Raw genomic sequence first — 19,116 nt, forward strand, 5'->3', positions numbered from 1 at the left:
TCATCAGGGCGGCTACTGGAGCGAACAGTAGGGCGGCGCGGGCGGGTTCGTCGCCGGTTGCGGAAAACCGGCTCCGCGGGGGCTCCGGGCGAAACCCCCGCGGTGGCCGGCGTTCGTGCTGTCCGAAAAGCGGCGGCGGATTACGGTCAGATTTCGACGTCCTCCAGAATGCCGAGGGCGTCGGGCACCAGAACGGCCGCCGAGTAGTAGGCACTGACGAGGTAGGAGATCACCGCCTTGTCGTTGATGCCCATGAAGCGGACGTTCAGACTGGGTTCGTATTCATCGGGAATTCCCGTCTGGTGCAGCCCGACGACACCCTGGTTCTCCTGACCGGTGCGCAGGGCGAGGACGGAGCTGGTGCCGGCGGCGGTCACCGGGATCTTGTCGCAGGGCAGCAGCGGGATGCCGCGCCAGGAGCGCAGCCGGACGCCCTCGATCTCGGTGTCCTGCGGATAGATTCCCCGGGCGCTGCACTGGCGCCCGAAGGCGGCGATGGTGCGCGGGTGGGCCAGCAGGTACTGGGTCTTGCGGCGCCGTGAGATGAGTTCGTCGAGGTCCTCGGGGGTGGGCGGCCCGGTGCGGGTGTGGATGCGCTGCCGCAGGTCGGCGTTGTGCAGCAGGCCGAACTCGCGGTTGTTGACCAGCTCGTGCTCCTGGCGTTCGCGCAACGCCTGCACGGTGAGGCGCAGCTGCTGCTCGACCTGGTCCATGGGTTCGCTGTAGAGGTCGGCGACCCGGGTGTGAACGCGCAGCACGGTCTGGGCGACGCTCAGCTCGTACTCGCGCGGGTGCAGGTCGTACTCGGCGAAGGTGCCGGGCAGGGCGGGCTCGCCGGTGTGTCCGGCGGCCAGCGCGATGTCGGCCTCGCCGCGCTTGTTGCGCGCGGGGGCGCTGCGGGCGGCGGCGGCCACCTCCTCCAGATGGGTGCGGAGCGCGGGCGCCACGTCGGCGACCGCGCGGACCCGGGCGAGCGGCAGGGCGAGGACGGTGGAGCGGGTGACGGCCTTGAGGGTGTGCGGCCAGGTACCGGGTTCGGGGGCGGCCAGGGCGTCGTCACCGGTGAAGTCGCCGTCGGCGAGGGTGCCGAGCTCCGCGGCCTCGTCGTAGGCGGCCGGGCCGAGCTTCCTGATCTTGCCGTGGGCGATCAGCAGGATCTCCTCGACCGGCCGGCCGAGGGCGGCGATGACGTCGCCCGGCCCGTACTCGCGCTGTTCGCAGTGGCCGGCGAGGGTGGTGAGCAGCTCGTGGTCGGTGATGCCGTGCAGCGCGGGCAGTTCGGTGAGCTGGGCCGGGATGACCCGGACCTGCGCGCCGGAGCTGACGAATTCCACCCGGCCGTTCCCGACCGTGTGGGTGAGCCGCCGGTTGACGCGGAAGGTGCCGGCCGAGACCTGCACCCAGGGAAGGATTTTCAGCAGCCACCGCGAGGAGATTCCCTGCATCTGCGGGGGCGTTTTGGTGGTGCTGGCGAGATTCCGCGCCGCCGCGGTGTCGAGACTGGAGGCGGCGGGCGGTACGGAGGCCGCCGGATCGAGGGAAGTCGTCATGGTCAGTGCCCGATCTCCACGTCCTCGAGAATGCCGAGCGCGTCGGGCACCAGAACGGCCACCGAGTAATAGGCGCTCACCAGATAGGAGATGATGGCTTTCTCATTGATGCCCATGAAGCGCACGGAAAGGCTGGGCTGGTATTCGTCGGGGATTCCGGTGCGGTGGAGTCCGACGACGCCCTGGGCCTTCTCGCCGGTGCGCAGGGCGAGGATCGAGGTGGTGCCGCGGTCGGTGACCGGGATCTTGTCGCAGGGCAGGACGGGCACGCCGCGCCAGGCGGGGACGGCGTGGCCGTCGAGGTCGGCGTTGGCGGGGTAGAGGCCGCGGCGGCTGAGTTCCCGGCCGAAGGCGGCGATGGCCTTGGGGTGGGCCAGGATGACGCTGGGCTCCTTCCAGACGGAGGCCAGGAGTTCGTCGAGGTCGTCGGGGGTGGGCGGGCCGGAGCGGGTGTGGATGCGCTGCCGCAGGTCGGCGTTGTGCAGCAGGCCGAACTCGCGGTTGTTGACCAGTTCGTGCTCCTGGCGTTCGCGCAACGCCTCGATGGTCAGCCGCAGCTGCTCCTCGACCTGGTTCATCGGCTCGTTGTAGAGGTCGGCGACGCGGGAGTGGACGCGCAGCACGGTCTGGGCGACGCTCAGCTCGTACTCACGGGGGCTGAGGTCGTAGTCGGCGAAGGTGCCGGGGAGGTCGGGTTCCCCGGCGTGCCCGGAGGCGAGTTCGATGGCGGATTCGCCATGGGCGTTGTGGGACCGGCCGGCGGCGTCCCGTCCGCCGGCCTCGGCGAGGTGGGCGCTCAGCGTCTCGGATCGCTCGCGCACCCGGTCGAACGCGGCCCGGCTCAAGGTGAGGACGGTGCCGCTGGTCAGGGCCGTCAGTCCGTGTTCGAGGCGGCCGGGTTCGGCGTCGGAGCCGGTGAGGGCGGCGTCCCCGTAGAAGTCACCGTCCGCGAGCACCCGGAACTCGGTCTCGGCGTCGTAGAGTCCGGCGCCGCGTTCGCTGAGCTTGCCGTGGGCGATCAGGACCACCGTGTCGGCGGGCGCGCCGGGTTCGAGGATCGTCTCGCCGGGGGTGAAGTCCCGCTGCACACAGGAGGCGGCGAGTTCCGCGAGGACCTCCTCGTCGGCGAATCCGGACAGCGCCGGGAGTTCGGCGAGTTCAGCGGGGATGACCCGTACCTCGGCGCCGGTGGACACGAATTCGATCCGGCCGTTTCCGAGCGTGTGGCTGAGCCGCCGGTTCACCCGGAACGTACCGCCGGAAACCTGCACCCAGGGCAGGACTTTGAGCAGCCACCGGGAGGTGATGCCCTGCATCTGCGGGGGCGTTTTGGTGGTGGTGGCGAGATTGCGGGCGGCCGCGGTGGCCAGGCTCAACTGGGCGTGGGAAGGGTTGCCGCCGGAGGACGGTTCCGTCGAAGTCGTCATGGTGCGAGACGGTAGGAGGAAGGAAAGACGCACGGCAATCACTCAAAAGAGACGGCCATTTGAGGATTCTCGTAAAATCATCAGGGGTATCCGGGCGCCTTTTCTCCCCACTCCACCACGGAGCGTGCCCAAGTCCCCACCATCGGTGACTCTTTGGGGAGAGCGCGAGCGGATGTGCGAGATAGTGTTTGCGCAGGCCGCTGCGGTCATCCCATCAGCCCGCAGCACGCTACGGTGGGTTCTCGTACGCGTGTCAGCGCGCTCCGTCATCGCATCAGGTTGGGGCACACAAGTCCATGGCAGAAGGCTCGGTCCAGGTCACCCACACCGGAACTTCCCGCTGGCGGCGCCGGACCGCCGTCTATGGCACCGTCACCGAAGCCCTGGCCGCCGCCGCGGACGGTGACATCCTCGTGCTGGGCCCCGGCACCTACCGCGAGAACCTGGTGATCGAGCAGTCCGTCACCGTACGCGGCCCCGAGGAGAAAGAGGGCTCGGCCCGGATCGCCCCGGCCGAGGGCGTACCGCTGACCGTACGCGGCTCCGCCATCGTGCAGCGCCTGCGCATCGAAGGCCAGGACATCGCGGCCCCCGCCGTCCTCATCGAGAACAGCACGCCGGAGCTGACCGAGTTGCTCGTCCGTACCTCCTCCGCCTCCGGCATAGAGGTGCGCGGCGGCGCACGGCCCACCGTGCGGCGCTGCGCGGTCAGCAACGCCACCGGCACCGGGATCAGCGTCTCCGACAGTGCGGGCGGCCTGTTCGAGGAGTGCGAGATCGCCGAGTCGGGACAGACCGGCATCTCGGTGCGCGGCCCGGCCCACCTGCGGCTCGAACGCTGCCGGGTGCGGCGCGGCCAGGGCGCCGGGCTCGCCGTGGTGGGCGCGGACAGCGCGGTGGACGCGGTGGACTGCGACATCCACGACATCAAGGGCGCCGGGGTGCGGCTGGCCGAGCGCGCCACCGCCCATCTGACGGACTGCCGGGTGAGCGCCACCACCGGGGACGGCGTCACGCTGGAGTCGGAGGCCGTCCTGACCCTGACCGACTCCGAGATCCACGACATCCCGGAGAACGCGCTGGACCTGCGGTCGCGTTCGGTGCTGACCCTGGTGCGCTCCACCGTGCGGCGGTTCGGCCGCAACGGGGTGTCGGTGTGGGACCCGGGCACCCACGTGGACGCCCACCACACCCGTATCCACGAGTCGACCGGTGACTATCCGGCGGTGTGGGTCAGCGACGGCGCGACGACCGTACTGGAGTCCTGCACCGTCGATCACGTGCCCGACGCGCTGTTCGTCCTGGACGCGGGTTCGCGCGCCGATGTGGTGGACAGCGAGATCGAGCACGTGCGCGGCTCGGCGATCTCGGTGAGCGACGGTGCCACCGCCCGGGTGGACGCGACCCGGATGCACCGGGTGGGCACCGGCGCCTGGTTCCGCGACCGGGGCAGCGGCGGAACGGTCACCGGCTGCACCATCGACCAGGCCACCACGGGCGTCATCGTCAGCAAGGACGCCGACCCCGCCGTCGAGGACTGTGTGATCACCGCGCCCGCCGAGGCCGGTTTCTACGTCTCGGCGCGCGGCAAGGGCACCTTCACCCGGTGCCGGGTGACGGGCTCACGCGGCTACGGCTTCCACATCATCGACGGCTGCCGCAGCGAGCTCATCCGCTGCCGCACGGAGCGATGCGCGCGCGGCGGCTACGTGTTCTCCGAGAAGAGCCCGGTGCTGACGGACTGCCACAGCGACGAGGCGGTCGCGCCGGGCGAGAGCGTGACGCCCGAGCCCGTGACCCCGCCGGTGGCGCAGGTCAAGGCCACCGCGAAGGCGAAGCAGCCCCCGGCCGCCGCGGAGCCGGCGACCGCCGCGCCCGCCGAGGAGTCCGCCGAGAGCCGTCCCTCGGACGAAGTACTGGCCGAACTGGAGTCCCTGGTCGGCCTGGACAGCGTCAAGCAGGAGGTCAAGGCGCTCATCGACATGATCGAGGTGGGCCGGCGCCGCCAGGCCGCCGGTCTCAAGGCCGCCTCGGTCCGCCGCCACCTGGTGTTCACCGGCTCCCCCGGCACCGGCAAGACCACGGTGGCCCGGCTGTACGGCGAGATCCTGCACTCCCTCGGGGTGCTGGAGCGCGGCCACCTCGTGGAGGTCTCCCGGGTCGATCTGGTGGGCGAGCACATCGGCTCCACCGCGATCCGCACCCAGGAGGCGTTCGACCGCTCGCGCGGCGGGGTGCTGTTCATCGACGAGGCGTACGCCCTGTCCCCCGAGGACGCCGGGCGCGACTTCGGCAAGGAGGCGATCGACACCCTGGTGAAACTCATGGAGGACCACCGCGAGGCGGTCGTCGTCATCGTCGCCGGCTACACGGCGGAGATGGAGCGCTTCCTGGCCGTCAACCCCGGGGTCGCCTCCCGCTTCTCGCGCACCATCACCTTCGGCGACTACAACGCGGAGGAGCTGCTGAGCATCGTCGGCCAGCAGGCCGGCGACCAGGAGTACGCGCTGGGCGAGGGCACCGAGGAGGCGCTGCTGAAGCACTTCACGGACCTGCCCAAGGGGCCCACCTTCGGCAACGGCCGCACCGCGCGCCAGACCTTCGAGGCGATGGTCGAACGGCACGCCGGCCGGGTGGCCCAGCTCCCCGACCCCAGCACCGAGGATCTGACGCTGCTGTACCCGGAGGACCTGCCGGGCCACTGACACCCGGCGCGGGACGCGGCCGGGGTGCACGGCCGGGCACACCGCGCCCCGCCACGGGCCCGCCGCCCTCATGGCGTCTTCTCCGCGGCCCCCTCCCCCGGCTGCTGGCGCGGCAGCGCCACACCCGCCCCGCCGCCGGCCAGCCGGTCGAAGAGATCCGCCCGCGCCCGTCCGAAGGCCGGGTCCTCCGCGTAGTCGGCGTGCCCCAGGATCGGCTCGGGCAGCGGGCGGCGCAGATTGCGCCCGTAGTACAGGGGGTCGGGCAGCGGTCCCACATCCACCGGCTCCTGCCCCACCGGGCCGCCGATCGGATCGGTGTCGCGCCACAGGTTGCTCCAGCACGGCAGCTCCGCGCGCAGCGCGTCCAGCCGGCGGGCCCCGAAGTACGCGGGGAACCACCGGCTGTACAGCCGCTCCAGCGGGGAGCCGTACGTCAGCAGCGCCACCCGGCTGCGGGTGGCCGGATCCAGCTGCCACACGGCCGCCGCCGCCAGCACGCTGCCCTGTGAGTGACCGGAGATGATCACCCGGCCGCCGGTCGAGTCGATCCAGGTGCCCATCCGCCACGACAGATCGGGCACCGCCCGCTCCGCGTAGCACGGCGGCGCGAACGGATGGGCCGCGCGCGGCCAGAAGGTGCCCACGTCCCACAGGATGCCGATGGTGCGCCGCGCCGCCGCGTCGCGGTACGCGCGCCGGCCCACCGCCAGCAGCGCCACCACCAGGAACCCGGCCAGCCAGGACCCCAGCGTCTGCGAGACCTCCGCGAACGCCCGCACCGGCCCGGGGGCGTCCGCCGCCGCCACCGCCGGCGGCTTTCCGGTCAGCGTTCCGGCCACCACCGCGATCCCCAGCACCACCGAGGCCGCCGTCAGCACCCCTATCAGCATCGGCGCCGCGTCGGTAAGGCGGGCCCGGGCGACGGCGGAGGCGATGGCGCGGCTGCGGTCCTGGTCCGGCGGGCAGTTCTCCTCGGCGTAGCGGTGCACGATCCCCGGTTCCAGTGCGGCGCGATGCCGCGCCACGGTCCGCAGCGCCACCACCAGCAGCACCACCAGCACCACCAGCAGCGCGGGGATGGCGCTGGACTGCCAGCTCAGCTGCACCGGTGGTCCCGCGATCACCGCCTCCGGGCCGCCGGTGGCGGCCGACCCCGGCTCCAGCCAGGCGCCCAGCCACTGCACCACCGCGCCGGTGAGCATGCCGCCCAGCGCGCAGGCGATCATCGCCACCGAGGCACCGCCGATCCCCAGCAGCGCGCCCCGGTCGGTGCGCGGCGCGTGCCGGTGCAGATGGAAGGCGGTCAGGGCCAGGCCGAGCACCAGCACCCCCTGGACGATGGCGAGCACCGGATAGAAGGCGTCGCCGGCCGGGAGCGCGCCCTCGGCGGTCCACTCCGGCCGGCTCCAGCCGGTGTGCACCAGCGTCACCGCCACCAGCGCCAGTGAGGCCCACGGCAGGGCGCTGACCACGGCGGGCGCCCCCGACTCGTCCGGCTCCTCCTCGCTGCGGCCGTGCCCGGCCTCCATGGCCGCCACCGCCAGCCAGCCGCTCGCGGTGAGTACGGTCAGCGCCCACCACCACACCGTGCGCTCAAAGGTTCCCGTCGCGGTCAGCAGGACCGCGGTGATGGTCAGCAGCCCGACCGCGGTGTGCGCGGCCCGCAGCCGGCTGACCAGGGTGCGCCCGTACCAGAAGCCGGGCAGGCTCAGCAGCGGCCGCTCGGGGCCGTCCGCCAGGGTGCGCACCGGCGGTGAGGCCGACTCGTACGCGCTCCAGGTGCGGTGCGAGAGCCACCACAGCAGCGCGGTCAGGGCCAGCGGCAGCACGGTGGCCAGCGCCAGGCGGCGCCCGGGCTGGGCCCACCAGCCGCCGTCCGGGCCCCAGAAGGCCAGCCAGGAGACGTCGGCGGTGCAGGCCGCCGAGGCGCCGCACTGCCAGGCGAGCAGGTCGAGCGCCGCCGAGCAGGCGCCGGCGACCAGCAGCACGGTGAGGGAGAGGGCGAGCAGGCGTACCAGCAGGTCGTACAGCCGCTGGGTACGGCGGGTGCCGCGGACGTCGGGCCGCATCCAGTGCGCGAGGTTGACGACCATGAAGGGGAGTAACAGCAGCCACAGGGCGCGGGCGCCGTTGCCCGAGGTCAGGTTGGACCAGGAGTACGCCTCGCGCAGCGGGGTGCCGTCGTCCCAGGGCCGGTCGGCCGCGTCGTCGGTACGCCGGTGGACGGAGGCCGTGTTGTCGCCGGTGATGCGGGTGGTACGGGGGTCCTCGAGCATCTTCTGCGGCGTGGTTCCGCCGACCCCGTGTACCAGCAGCTCCACCCCGGGTTCCGGTGAGGTGCTCATGACTAGAGGCTTCTCCGCGTCAGTGGTGGTTCGAACATGCGAAGATGACTCCTTCATCAGCCAATGGGGCGAACGCCGGTCCAGCGCTCCCCGCGCACGCGCGGACGTCCCCCGGCACCCCGGAGAGGATCCCGTGGCCGACAACCAGAACCTGCTGGCGGGGCAGCGACGCGCCCTGATCCTGGAGGAGGTTCGCCGCCGAGGTGGAATCCGGGTCAGCGAGTTGACGCGGATGCTCCAGGTCTCGGACATGACGGTCCGGCGCGACCTGGACGTACTCGCCCGGCAGGGCACCTTGGAGAAGGTGCACGGCGGCGCGGTGCCGGTCGATCAGGCGCGTACCCATGAGCCGGGCTTCGAGGCGAAGTCGGAGCTGGAACTGACCGCCAAGAGCGACATCGCCCGCGCGGCGGCGGCCCTGGTCGTGCCCGGCACCGCGGTGGCGCTCGCGGGCGGCACCACCACCTTCGCCGTCGCCCAGCAGCTGGTGGACATCCCCGACCTCACCGTGGTCACCAACTCGGTGCGGGTCGCGGACGTCTTCCACGCGGCACGCCGCCCGGCGGAGGGGCGCGGCGCGGAGAGCGGGGCGGCCACGGTGGTGCTGACCGGCGGGGTGCGCACGCCCTCCGAGACTCTGGTCGGCCCGGTGGCGGACGCGGCGATCAGCTCGCTCCACTTCGATGTGCTCTTCCTCGGCACGCACGGCATCTCGGTGGAGGCCGGGTGCTCGACGCCCAACCTCGCCGAGGCGGAGACCAACCGGCACTTCATCCGCTCGGCGCGCCGGGTGGTGGTGGTCGCGGATCACACCAAGTGGGGCACCACGGGGCTGAGTTCGTTCGCCTCGCTGGACGAGGTGGACACCCTGGTGATGGACGCCGGGCTCGCGGCGGCCGACCGGGAGGAGATCGCGGAGCAGTTCGCCGAGCTGATCATCGCCGGACCGGACGCGGGCGGCAACGGCGGCTGACCCGGGCGCCGCGGTGGCGCGCCGTCAGCAGCTCCACCGTCCGGTGCGCAGGAAGCCGTCGATGGCGCGGCGGTAGGGGTCCACGTCAAGGCCCTGCCGCGCCAGCCAGTCGTCCGAGTAGTACTTGTCGAGGTAGCGGTCGCCGGGGTCGCAGATGAGTGTGACCACCGAGCCAGTGCGCCCCTGTTCCACCATCTCGGCGACGATCTTCAGCGCGCTCCACAGCCCGGTGCCGGTGGAGCCGCCCGCCTTGCGGCCGATGGCGCCCTCCAGCGCCCGTACGGCGGCCACGCTGGCGGCGTCGGGCACCTTCATCATCCGGTCGATGGCGCCGGGCATGAAGCTGGGCTCCATCCGGGGCCGGCCGATGCCCTCGATGCGCGAGGCGCAGTCGCTCACCGCGCCCGGGTCGCCGGCCAGCCAGCCGTCGTAGAAGCAGGAGTTCTCCGGGTCGGCGACGCAGATGCGGGTGTCGTACTGCATGTAGTGGACGTAGCGGGCCAGGGTCGCCGAGGTGCCGCCGGTGCCCGCGGTGGCCACGATCCAGGCCGGTTCGGGGTAGCGCTCCAGGCGCAGCTGCTGGTAGATCGACTCGGCGATGTTGTTGTTGCCGCGCCAGTCGGTGGCGCGCTCGGCGTAGGTGAACTGGTCCATGTAGTGCCCGCCCTGCTCGGCGGCGAGCGCGGCGGAGACCTCGTACACCGTGGCCGGGTCGTCCACCAGGTGGCAGCGCCCGCCGTGGAACTCGATCAGCCGGGTCTTGGCGCTGGAGGTGGTGCGCGGCATGACGGCGATGAACGGGACGCCGATCAGGCTCGCGAAGTACGCCTCGGAGACGGCGGTCGAGCCGCTGGATGCCTCGATCACCGGCCGCCCGGGCCGGATCCAGCCGTTGCACAGGCCGTACAGGAACAGCGAGCGGGCCAGGCGGTGCTTGAGGGACCCGGTGGGGTGGGTGGACTCGTCCTTGAGGTAGAGGTCGATGCCCCAGGACTCCGGCAGCGGGAAGCGCAGCAGATGGGTGTCGGCGCTGCGGTTGGCGTCGGCCTGGACCTTGCGCACCGCGTCCTTGAGCCAGGCCCGGTACGCGGGGTCGCTGCGGTCGGTGTCCCCGGTGGCCACGACCGGCGGGTGGGCCTGCTGCTCACTGCTGTTCACGCGGCGATCATAGGCCGCGCCGTCCCCGCGCGAGCAGAGGGCGAGGGCGTGGGCGCCCCGAGCGGTCGCTCAGGTGTGCGACCGGTCCTCCGGTGCGGCGCGCGGCGTGCTTGTCGGTGACACCTGCAAGAATCGAGAATGTGTACGAATACGGGGGCCGTTGGGCCCTGGCGGAGCAGCCGGACGGCTCGGCCCTGGTGTGTGCCCTGGACGAGCGGGGCCGGCCGGGCGGGCCGGTGGCGCACGCGCCGGACGCGGCCACCGCGATCACCGCACGGCCCGGGGTCACCCGCTGGGTGTGGCGCTCCACCGCCGCGCTGTACCCGCGGCTGCTGGCGGCGGGCGTACGGGTGGAGCGGTGCTACGACGTGGAGGCGGCCGAGGCGCTGCTGCTCGGGTACGACGGCGGGTACGGGCTGCCCCGTTCGCTGCCCGCCGCCTGGGCGCGGCTGCACGGGAGGCCGGTCCCCGAGGACCCCCGGCCGGCCGCCGCCGACTCCGGGCAGCCCTCCCTCTTCGACACCGGGCCGCCACCGCCGCCCGCCGGCGCCGATCCGCTGACCGCGCTCGTGGAGGTGTACGCGGACCAGCTCGTCCGCACCGCGCGGACCGACCACCCGGGCCGGATGCGGCTGCTGCTGGCCGCCGAATCGGCCGGCACCCTCGTCGCGGCCGAACTGACCCGCGCCGGGCTCCCGTGGCGGGCCGACATCCACCGCGCGATGCTCGACGAGATGCTCGGCGAGCGCTACCCCGGCGGTCAGGAGACGCGGCGGCTGGCCGAACTGGCCGAGGAGATCTCCCGCGCCTTCGGGCACGGCCGGCGGGTCCGTCCCGACCTGCCCGCCGACATCATCCGCGCCTTCGCACAGGCCGGCGTCAAGCTCACCTCCACCCGGGCCTGGGAGCTGCGCGAGATCGACCACCCGGCGGTGGAGCCGCTGCTGGAGTACAAGAAGCTTTACCGCATCCACACCGCGCACGGCTGGTCCTGGCTGCGTACCTGGGTGCGGGAGGGCCGCTTCCGCACCGAGTACATCCCCGGCGGCGCCCCCTCGGGCCGCTGGACCTCCAACGGCGGCGGAGCGCTCCAGATCCCCCGGGTGGTACGGCGCGCGGTGGTCGCCGACCCCGGGTGGCGGCTGGTGGTGGCGGACGCGGACCAGCTGGAGCCGCGGGTGCTGGCGGCGATCTCCGGGGACAGCGGACTGATGGAGGTGGCCGGCGGCGCGGGCGACCTGTACACGGCGCTGTCCCACCGGGCGTTCTCCGGCGACCGGGAACAGGCCAAGCTGGCGCTGCTCGGGGCGATCTACGGGCAGACCTCGGGAGACGGCCTCAAGCACCTGGCCGACCTGCGCCGCCGCTTCCCGGCGGCCGTGGCCTACGTGGACGAGGCGGCGCGGGCCGGGGAGAGCGCCGCCCTGGTCCGCACCTGGCTGGGCCGCACCTGCCCGCCGGAGCTGAACACCGACGACTGGTCGGACACCTCACCGGCGGCCCGCGCCCGGGGCCGCTTCACCCGCAACTTCGTGGTGCAGGGCAGCGCCGCCGAATGGGCGCTGCTGCTGCTCGCCGCGCTGCGCTCGGCGCTGCGCGGGATGCGGGCCGAGCTGGTGTTCTTCCAGCACGACGAGGTGATCGTGCACTGCCCGCGGGAGGAGACGGACCGGGTGCGCGCCGCCCTGGTCCACGCGGCGGAGACCGCGGCGGCCACCACCTTCGGCCCCGGCCCGGTCCGCTTCCCGTTCACGACGGCGGTGGCCGAGTGCTACGCGGACGCCAAGTGATCCGCCGGGAGCCGCCGGGCCACGGCGTCCGGCCGCTGCGAAGTCGCACCCCCCGGAGCGGCGTCGGCGGCGTACGGCTACTCCTCCCCCGCCTCCCCCGCACCGCCCCCGGCCGGCGCGGCCCGTACGCCGGGCCTGCGCATGCAGATCCGGGGCCAGCGGTCCAGGCCCAGTTCCGCCTCGTGGGCGCGGATGGCGCGCAGCCCCGGGGTCAGCTCCCCCGCCGGCACCTCCCGGAAGCCCAGCCGGGCGTAGTACGGGGCGTTCCACGGCACCTGCGTGAAGGTCGTCAGCGTCTGCGGCACGCCGGGCCGGGCCGCCGCGTCGATCAGGGCCCGCCCGATGCCGCGCCGCGACCGGTCGGGGTGGACCGACACCTGCTCGATGTGCACGGCCCCGTCCACCTCGTCCGCCAGCAGATAGCCGCCCACCTCACCGGCCGCCGTGGCCCACACCCACAGCCGCCCGCCCCGCCGGTAGCTGTCCAGCACCGCGAGCGAGGGCGGTTCGTCGTCCGCGATCGCCGCCATGCCCAGGGCGCGGAAGGCTTCACCCGCTGCCCGTTCGATCTCCCGCAGCCGCTCCAGCTCCCCCGCCGCGGCAGCCCTGATCCGGCCCTCGTCCGTCATGCGATGTATCCCCTCGGTGTCTGTGTTCCGTACTGCGCCCCCTCGGCCACGAACCGGGCCGCCGCCGCCAGCCGGGCCGCGGCCTCGGAGGCGGCGGGTTCCCCGATGGTGAACGGGATGCGCACATAGCCCTCGAACGCGCCGTCCACCCCGAACCTCGGGCCGGACGGCACCCGTACGCCGAACCGCTCACCGGCGTCCGCGATCCGCGAACCGGACAGCCCCCCGGTGCGCACCCACAGCGTCAGCCCGCCGCTGGGCACCGCGAACTCCCAGTCGGGCAGGTGGGCCCGCAGTGCCGGGACGATCGCCGCGCGGTGCTCACGGATCCGTTCCCGGCGCTCCTCGACGGCCGCCTCCCAGCCGCCCTCCGTCATCAGCGCGGCGATCGCCAGCTGTTCCACCACCGGGGTACCCAGGTCGGCGTAGGCGCGCCGCGCCACCAGTTCGCGGATCACGTCGGGGGTGGCCCGCACCCATCCGATCCGCATCCCGGCCCAGAACGACTTGCTGGCCGAGCCCACCGTGATGACGGTCGAGCCGCCGGGATCGAAGCCGCTCACCGGGCGCGGCGCCGGCTCGCCGGGCGCCCGGTCCAGCGCGAGGTCCGCCATGGTCTCGTCGACCACCAGGACGGTGCCGGCCGCCCGTGCCGCGGCGACCAGCTCGCGGCGCTGCTCGTCGCCGGCCAGCGCGCCGGTCGGGTTGTGGAAGTCGGCGACCACGTACGCCATGCGCGGTGCCGCCTCGCGCAGCACCCGGCGCCAGCCCGCCAGGTCCCAGCCGCCGAGCCCGTTGTCGAGCATGGGCACCGGCACCAGCCGCACCCCGGCCTCCCGCATCAGCTGGAGCACGTTGGCGTAGCTGGGGTGCTCCACGGCCACCCGTTCGCCGGCCGGGGTGAACATCCGGCAGATGGCGGCCACCGCGCCCATTGCCCCGGTGGTCACCATGATCTGCTCGGGCATGGTGGGCACGCCGCGCGCCGTGTACCGGTCGGCCAGCGCCCGGCGCAGCGCGGGGAGTCCGGCCGGGAAGTCGCCGTGCGTGCCGGCGGCGGGGCCCAGGGCGCCCAGCGCGCTGTGGAAGCCCTGGGTCAGCCAGGGTTCGGGGGCGGTCAGCGCGGCGCAGCCCAGGTCGATGATCCCGGCGGCCGATTCGGGCGGCAGCGGGTCGAGCGAGCGGGTGGGCAGCGGTTTGCCGGGCGGGACCGCCGTCCAGCTGCCGGCGCCGCGCCGGGACTGCAGGAAGCCGTCGGCGCGCAGCGCGTCGAAGGCGGCGGCCACGGTGGTGCGGCTGACCGACAGGGCGGCGGCGAGTTCCCGTTCGGCGGGCAGCCGGGCGGCGACCGGCACCCGGCCCTCCAGGACCAGCAGGCGGACACCGTCGGCCAGGTTCCGGTAGGCGGGGGCGCGGCGCCCGGGCGCCGCGGCGGGGGCGGAGTGCTGGGAGCCGAGCAGCCGGGCCAGCTGGGCGGCGCCCACGGTTGAGGTCCACTGAGGCATCGGTTGCGGGCCACCCTTCCTCGATTGGCCATGGTTCGGCGATCCAACCGGGTCACACAATGCCATGTGTCAGTCCAGTTCGGGAAAATTTTCGTGCCACCCTCCAGGAGTCCAGATGCAGCGGGCCCGCCGTCTCCTTCAACTGCTCGCCGGACTCGTGCTCTACGGCACCGCGGCCGCCCTGCTGGTCCGCTCCGAGCTGGGCACCAACCCCTGGGACGTACTCCATCAGGGGATATCCCGGCAGACGGGCGCCACCATGGGCACCGTCTCGATCATCGTGGGGGCGCTGGTGCTGCTGCTGTGGATCCCGCTGCGGGAGCGCCCCGGGGTGGGCACGGTGGCCAATGTGGTGCTGGTCGGCCTGTCGCTGGACGCCGTGCTGGCCGTTTTCCCCGAGGTGGCGGCGGACGCGTGGGCGGCCAGGGTGGGCCTGATGGTGGGCGGCATCGTGCTGCTGGGGGCGGCCACCGGGCTGTACATCACCGCGCGGCTGGGATCGGGCCCCCGGGACGGCCTGATGACGGGGCTGCACCGGCGCACCGGCCGTTCGGTGCGGCTGGTGCGGACCGGGATCGAGGTGCTGGTGCTCGCGGTCGGGTTCGCGCTGGGCGGCACGGTGGGGATCGGTACGGCCGTTTTCGCGCTCACCATCGGCCCGGTGGCGCAGTTCTTCCTGCGGCTTTTCGGCACAATGATCCCGTCGCCATCCGAGCGGATGTCCGACCGGATTTCGACGCAGGGGCGGCGGACGGGTATTCTACGCGTTCGATCCCATCGGACGGACCGTAACCGCGAGCCATCCTGTGCGGACGCCGGGTGACATCTCAGCCCTGATGTGACAAACCGGACGTCGGTGGGTACAAGAAGAGGCGGCACGACGGGCGACGCATGACCCACACGGGAATCTTTACCGCCGACCGGACGTTGACCTGACCGATGACGACAGCGACACCTGTCCTGTGGGCGATGAGCCCGGGAGGCACGATTCATGAGTGAGCGAGCTCTTCGCGGCACGCGGCTCGTGGTGACCAGCTACGAGACCGACCGCGGCATCGACCTGGCACCTCGCCAGGCCGTGGAGTACGCATGCCAGAACGGACATCAATTCGAGATGCCGTTCTCGGTCGAGGCAGAGATCCCGCCGGAGTGGGAGTGCAAGGTCTGTGGCGCGCAGGCCCTGCTCGTGGACGGCGAGAGCCCCGAGGAGAAGAAGGGCAAGCCCGCGCGTACACACTGGGACATGCTGATGGAACGGCGCACGCGTGAGGAGCTGGAGGAGGTGCTGGCCGAGCGGCTGGCCGTCCTGCGCTCCGGCGCCATGAACATCGCCGTGCACCCGCGCGACAGCCGCAAATCCGCCTGACGGAGCGGCGCACGGATCGCGGAAGGGCCCGGGTCACCGAAAGGTGACCCGGGCCCTCGCGCTGTCCGGGGGACCGTACGGCTACGGGCGTGTGCCGCCGTCCCGCGGCCCCCGGTCCCCGTACCCGCCCTCGTCGTGCCCGCCCTCGTCCTCGTCGAGCACCTCGCCCTGGACGACCTTGCCGTCCGGGCGCCGCATCCGCATCTGCTGGTTCGCGCTCCGCACATCCTGGAACAACGACCCGATGGGCCCGGTGCTGCGCCGCAGCCAGTGTCCGCCCAATCGGGTGAGCAGCGCGGCGGTGGGCGGGAAGACCAGCAGCAGACCGAGGACGTCCGACAGCAGCCCCGGCACCATGATCATCAGGCCGCCGAGCATGGTCAGCGCGTTGCTGCGCCGCCGCCCGGGCGCGGCCTGCGGCTTCTGCTCACCCGGCTGCTGCGCCGCCCGTACGCTCGCCGTCAGCTGCTGCCAGGCCCGCCGCCCCGCCACCTTGATCACCAGCGCGCCCACCAGCAGCCCGCCGGCCAGCAGCAGGAAGACGGTGAGCCCGCCCCACGCCTGCCCCACCAGCGTCAGCAGCCAGATCTCCAGGACCGCCCAGATCGCCACCCCCAGGGGCAGCAGCGGCCGGGAACGGCGCCGCGTCGCGACCGAGTGCGCGCCATGGGGACGCCCGCGGGCGCCTTCGTACGGGTTCGGGATGCCGCTCGTCATGATTCCAGTGTGCCGGTCCGGGTCAGTTTCCTGAACCGGGAGGCCACTCCCCACGCCGTCACCCGCCACAATGCCTCCACCACGATGTCCCGGCTCATCTTGCTGTCGCCGTGCGAACGCTCCACGAACGTGATCGGCACCTCGGCCACCCGGTGCCCGGCCCGCACCGCCCGATGGGCCAGGTCCACCTGGAAGCAGTACCCCTGCGAGGCCACGTCGGCCAGCAGCCCGGCGTCCAGCACATGGGCCCTGAAAGCCCGGAACCCCCCGGTCACATCCCGGATCGGCAGCCCCAGCAGCAGCCGCGAGTACGTGCTGCCGCCCCGGGACAGCAGCTCCCGGTACCTGGGCCAGTGCACGATCCGGCCGCCCGGCACCCAGCGCGAACCGATGACCACGTCCGCCCCGCCGCGCACCGCCCGCAGCAGCCGGGGCAGTTCCTCCGGCTGGTGCGAGCCGTCGCCGTCCATCTCCACCAGCACGTCGTACCCGCGCTCCAGGCCCCACGCGAAACCGGCCAGATAGGCGGCTCCCAGGCCCTCCTTGCCCGCGCGGTGCAGGACCTGGATCCGTGTGTCACCGGCGGCGGCCTCCTCGGCGATCCGGCCGGTGCCGTCCGGGCTGTTGTCGTCCGCGACCAGGATGTCGCACTCCGGGACGGCAAGACGCAGCCGTTCCAGCAGCGGCGGCAGGTTCTGCGCCTCGTTGTACGTCGGGATGATCACCAGCACCCGGCCGTCCGCCGGGCTCCGCGTCACGGGGTCGCCCCGGCGCCGGCCGCTCCGTCCCCTTGGTCCCCGCGCGCCGCGTTCTCCTCGCGGCGCCCCCGTCTCGCCCGTACCGGCACGGCCAGCCACGCCAGCGCCCCCAGGCCCGCCAGCGCCCACTCCGGGGCCGCGCCGACCCGGTCGGCGACCGTACGGGCGTCCCGCAGCGGCAGTTCGCCGACCAGCACGTCCTGGGTGAACTCCTCGGTCACCTGCTCCACCGTGCCGTCCGGGGCCACGATCGCGCTCAGCCCGCTGGGCGCGGCGGTGACGATCGCCCGGCCGTGCTCGACGGCGCGCAGCGAGGACATGGCGAGCTGCTGCTCGGGCTGCCCGGTGTGGCCGTAGGTGGCGTTGTTGGTCTGGATGACCAGGGCGCGGGCCCCGGCGTTGACGGTGTCCCGCACGATGCCGTCGTAGGCCACCTCGAAGCAGATGACGTCACCCAGCCGGGCCGGGCCGACGTCCAGCACCCCGGTGTGGTCGCCGGGCCAGAAGTCGCGCGGCACCCGGTCGAGCCGGGAGATGAAGGTGCTCAGCTGCTCCCGGAACGGCACGTACTCGCCGAACGGCACCGGGTGCTGCTTGGTGTACGAGGCGCCGGGGCCGGTGACCGGGTCCCACACGATGCCCTGGTTCTCGACGTACCCCTCCTTGGTGGGGTGGTCGACCAGCGCGCCCACCAGGACCGGCACCCCCACCGCCGCGACGGCGCGCTCGATGGCCAGCCGCGCCTCGGGGTACTTGTACGGATCGAGGTCGGAGGCGTTCTCCGGCCAGATCACCAGGTCCGGCTGTTCGACCCGGCCGGCCGCGACATCGGCCGCGAGCTGCTCGGTGGCCTCGACGTGGTTGTTGAGGATCAGCATGGGGCGGCCGAGGAAGTCCATGCCCGGCTGCTGCACGTTGCCCTGCACGACGGCGATCCGCACGGTGTCGGCGGCGTCCGTGCCGACCGGGACGGCGTAGCCGGACAGGCCCACGGCGGCGGCGAGGGAGACCGCTCCGGCGGCGGGCAGCGCGCGCCGCGCCAGGGGTGCGCTCTCGCGCGCGCCGGCGGGGCGGGCCCGGTGCTCGGCGGCCAGCCGCCAGCCTGCCCAGGCGGCCCAGGCCAGCAGGGCGCCGCTGAGCGCCACGGCGAAGGTCACCAGCGGCGCGCCGCCGAGCGCGGCCAGCGGGGTGTACGGGGTCTGGGTGTTGGCGAACGCGAGCCGCCCCCAGGGGAAGCCGCCCAGCGGCTGCCGGTCGCGGACCAGTTCCTCGGCCACCCACAGGCAGGCGGCCCACAGCGGCCAGGCGGGGAGCCGGGAGGTGAGGGCGAGAGCGGAGCCCATCACCATCATGAACAGCGCCTGGAGCAGGGAGAGTCCGACGACGACGTCCCAGCCGATGGTGTTCAGCCACTTCAGCAGCACCAGGAAGAACGGGAAGCCGAACGCGAGGCCGAACCAGGCGCCCTGCCTGCCGGTGCGGCCCCGGGTGACCAGCGACAGCACGGCCACCGCCAGGACCGACAGCGGCCACACGTCGTAGGGCGGGAAGGCCAGCGCCAGGGCCACCCCGGCGACCGCGGCGGCCAGCGAGGCCGGCCAGTGCCGCCGGGCGGCCGCGCCGATCCGGCGCAGCCGGCCCGGACGCCGCCCGGCCGGCGCGTCCCGTTCGGCGCGCGGGGCGCCGGCCGTGCCGGCGCCGCCCGGGTCGGCGGGGAGCGAGGCGGCGGGGATGACCGGCCGCGTCGTACCGGCGTCGCCGTCCTGGGGGCCGGTCACGGCGGTGGTCTCAGGGCCCGATGGCACAGTCGTGGCCTTCCTCGGTCGAGCGGTGCTGAGGTGACGGTACCTCGAATACACCGCCCGGCAGGGTTCTCCCCCGCCTCATCGAGCAGGGGTGCCCCGTGCGGAGACCGTCGCGCTGCGGGATCGGGGCCCGGGTGCCCTTCGGGCCGACCTGGGACCCGCTGGCTGCGGGTCGACCGAAAGCCGTTGTCTACTGAGCATCCGGGCCCCACCCGGGTCGCACCAGCCGGCCGGACGAAACCTTCCGCCCCCGTGCCGCGGGCGCTGGACCTGGCTCCCAGTGACGGGGCGCCGGATCAGCGGCGCCCCACCCTCTGGCCCAGCAGCGTTCGACGACTGCGCGGAAAGAGCGTCGGCCGGACGTCCTGTGGTGGACCCGGCCGAACCT

At 73.4% G+C, this 19,116-nt stretch carries 14 protein-coding genes; 5 read left to right on the plus strand and 9 right to left on the minus strand.

Annotation, left to right across the window (positions count from 1 at the left end):
- Positions 1–146: 146 nt before the first annotated feature.
- Both ACTFAP_RS03720 and ACTFAP_RS03725 read right to left on the minus strand, forming a co-directional pair.
- Positions 147–1,550, minus strand: coding sequence for a family 2B encapsulin nanocompartment shell protein (locus ACTFAP_RS03720; RefSeq protein ID WP_453855076.1), 1,404 nt, complete (start codon positions 1,548–1,550; stop codon positions 147–149).
- 2 nt (positions 1,551–1,552) lie between these two features.
- Positions 1,553–2,977: a family 2B encapsulin nanocompartment shell protein gene (locus ACTFAP_RS03725; RefSeq protein ID WP_495683460.1), complete on the minus strand. Its 1,425-nt coding sequence runs from the start codon at positions 2,975–2,977 to the stop codon at positions 1,553–1,555.
- Positions 2,978–3,273: 296 nt separating this feature from the next.
- On the opposite strand from ACTFAP_RS03725, the gene ACTFAP_RS03730 reads away from it, so the two are divergent.
- Positions 3,274–5,682, plus strand: coding sequence for a right-handed parallel beta-helix repeat-containing protein (locus tag ACTFAP_RS03730; protein ID WP_495683461.1), 2,409 nt, complete (start codon positions 3,274–3,276; stop codon positions 5,680–5,682).
- Between the two features lie 68 nt (positions 5,683–5,750).
- Here ACTFAP_RS03730 and ACTFAP_RS03735 read toward each other — a convergent pair whose 3' ends face one another.
- Positions 5,751–8,027, minus strand: a complete 2,277-nt coding sequence (locus ACTFAP_RS03735) for a hypothetical protein (protein WP_500468235.1) — start codon at positions 8,025–8,027, stop codon at positions 5,751–5,753.
- 133 nt (positions 8,028–8,160) lie between these two features.
- Between ACTFAP_RS03735 and ACTFAP_RS03740 the strand changes: the two genes are divergently transcribed.
- A complete protein-coding gene (locus ACTFAP_RS03740; RefSeq protein WP_390120392.1) occupies positions 8,161–9,000 on the plus strand; it encodes a DeoR/GlpR family DNA-binding transcription regulator in 840 nt (279 codons plus the stop codon).
- A gap of 24 nt (positions 9,001–9,024) precedes the next feature.
- On the opposite strand, the gene ACTFAP_RS03745 is transcribed toward ACTFAP_RS03740, so the two are convergent.
- Positions 9,025–10,158 (minus strand): pyridoxal-phosphate dependent enzyme, encoded by a 1,134-nt coding sequence (locus ACTFAP_RS03745; RefSeq protein ID WP_495683464.1) that lies wholly within the window; start codon positions 10,156–10,158, stop codon positions 9,025–9,027.
- Between the two features lie 140 nt (positions 10,159–10,298).
- Between ACTFAP_RS03745 and ACTFAP_RS03750 the strand changes: the two genes are divergently transcribed.
- Positions 10,299–11,948: a bifunctional 3'-5' exonuclease/DNA polymerase gene (locus ACTFAP_RS03750; protein WP_500468236.1), complete on the plus strand. Its 1,650-nt coding sequence runs from the start codon at positions 10,299–10,301 to the stop codon at positions 11,946–11,948.
- Between the two features lie 77 nt (positions 11,949–12,025).
- Here the strand turns inward: ACTFAP_RS03750 and ACTFAP_RS03755 are convergent, their stop codons facing one another.
- Positions 12,026–12,577 carry a GNAT family N-acetyltransferase gene (locus ACTFAP_RS03755; RefSeq protein ID WP_500468237.1) on the minus strand — a complete coding sequence of 184 codons (552 nt, stop codon included), beginning with the start codon at positions 12,575–12,577 and terminating at the stop codon, positions 12,026–12,028.
- A complete protein-coding gene (gene yczR / locus ACTFAP_RS03760) occupies positions 12,574–14,082 on the minus strand; it encodes a MocR-like transcription factor YczR (RefSeq protein ID WP_500468238.1) in 1,509 nt (502 codons plus the stop codon). Before yczR ends, ACTFAP_RS03755 begins: the two co-directional genes overlap by 4 nt.
- Before the next feature lie 115 nt (positions 14,083–14,197).
- Here yczR and yczE point away from each other — a divergent pair, with 115 nt between their 5' ends.
- Together yczE and ACTFAP_RS03770 are read left to right on the plus strand one after the other, a co-directional pair.
- Entirely contained in the window at positions 14,198–14,905 is a 708-nt protein-coding gene (gene yczE / locus ACTFAP_RS03765; protein ID WP_500468239.1) for a membrane protein YczE, read from the plus strand.
- Positions 14,906–15,073: 168 nt separating this feature from the next.
- Positions 15,074–15,448: an RNA polymerase-binding protein RbpA gene (locus ACTFAP_RS03770; protein WP_026047558.1), complete on the plus strand. Its 375-nt coding sequence runs from the start codon at positions 15,074–15,076 to the stop codon at positions 15,446–15,448.
- Between the two features lie 81 nt (positions 15,449–15,529).
- On the opposite strand, the gene fxsA is transcribed toward ACTFAP_RS03770, so the two are convergent.
- The 3 genes from fxsA to lnt are packed head-to-tail and all read right to left on the minus strand — an operon-like array spanning position 15,530 to position 18,728.
- Positions 15,530–16,165 (minus strand): FxsA family membrane protein, encoded by a 636-nt coding sequence (gene fxsA, locus ACTFAP_RS03775; RefSeq protein ID WP_400013224.1) that lies wholly within the window; start codon positions 16,163–16,165, stop codon positions 15,530–15,532.
- Positions 16,162–16,923: a polyprenol monophosphomannose synthase gene (locus tag ACTFAP_RS03780; protein ID WP_500468240.1), complete on the minus strand. Its 762-nt coding sequence runs from the start codon at positions 16,921–16,923 to the stop codon at positions 16,162–16,164. Before ACTFAP_RS03780 ends, fxsA begins: the two co-directional genes overlap by 4 nt.
- Positions 16,920–18,728: an apolipoprotein N-acyltransferase gene (gene lnt, locus ACTFAP_RS03785; protein ID WP_500468241.1), complete on the minus strand. Its 1,809-nt coding sequence runs from the start codon at positions 18,726–18,728 to the stop codon at positions 16,920–16,922. The genes ACTFAP_RS03780 and lnt overlap by 4 nt, the downstream gene beginning before the upstream one ends.
- Between the last annotated feature and the right edge of the window lie 388 nt (positions 18,729–19,116).

This window comes from Streptomyces sp. PH9007 (genome assembly GCF_059813725.1).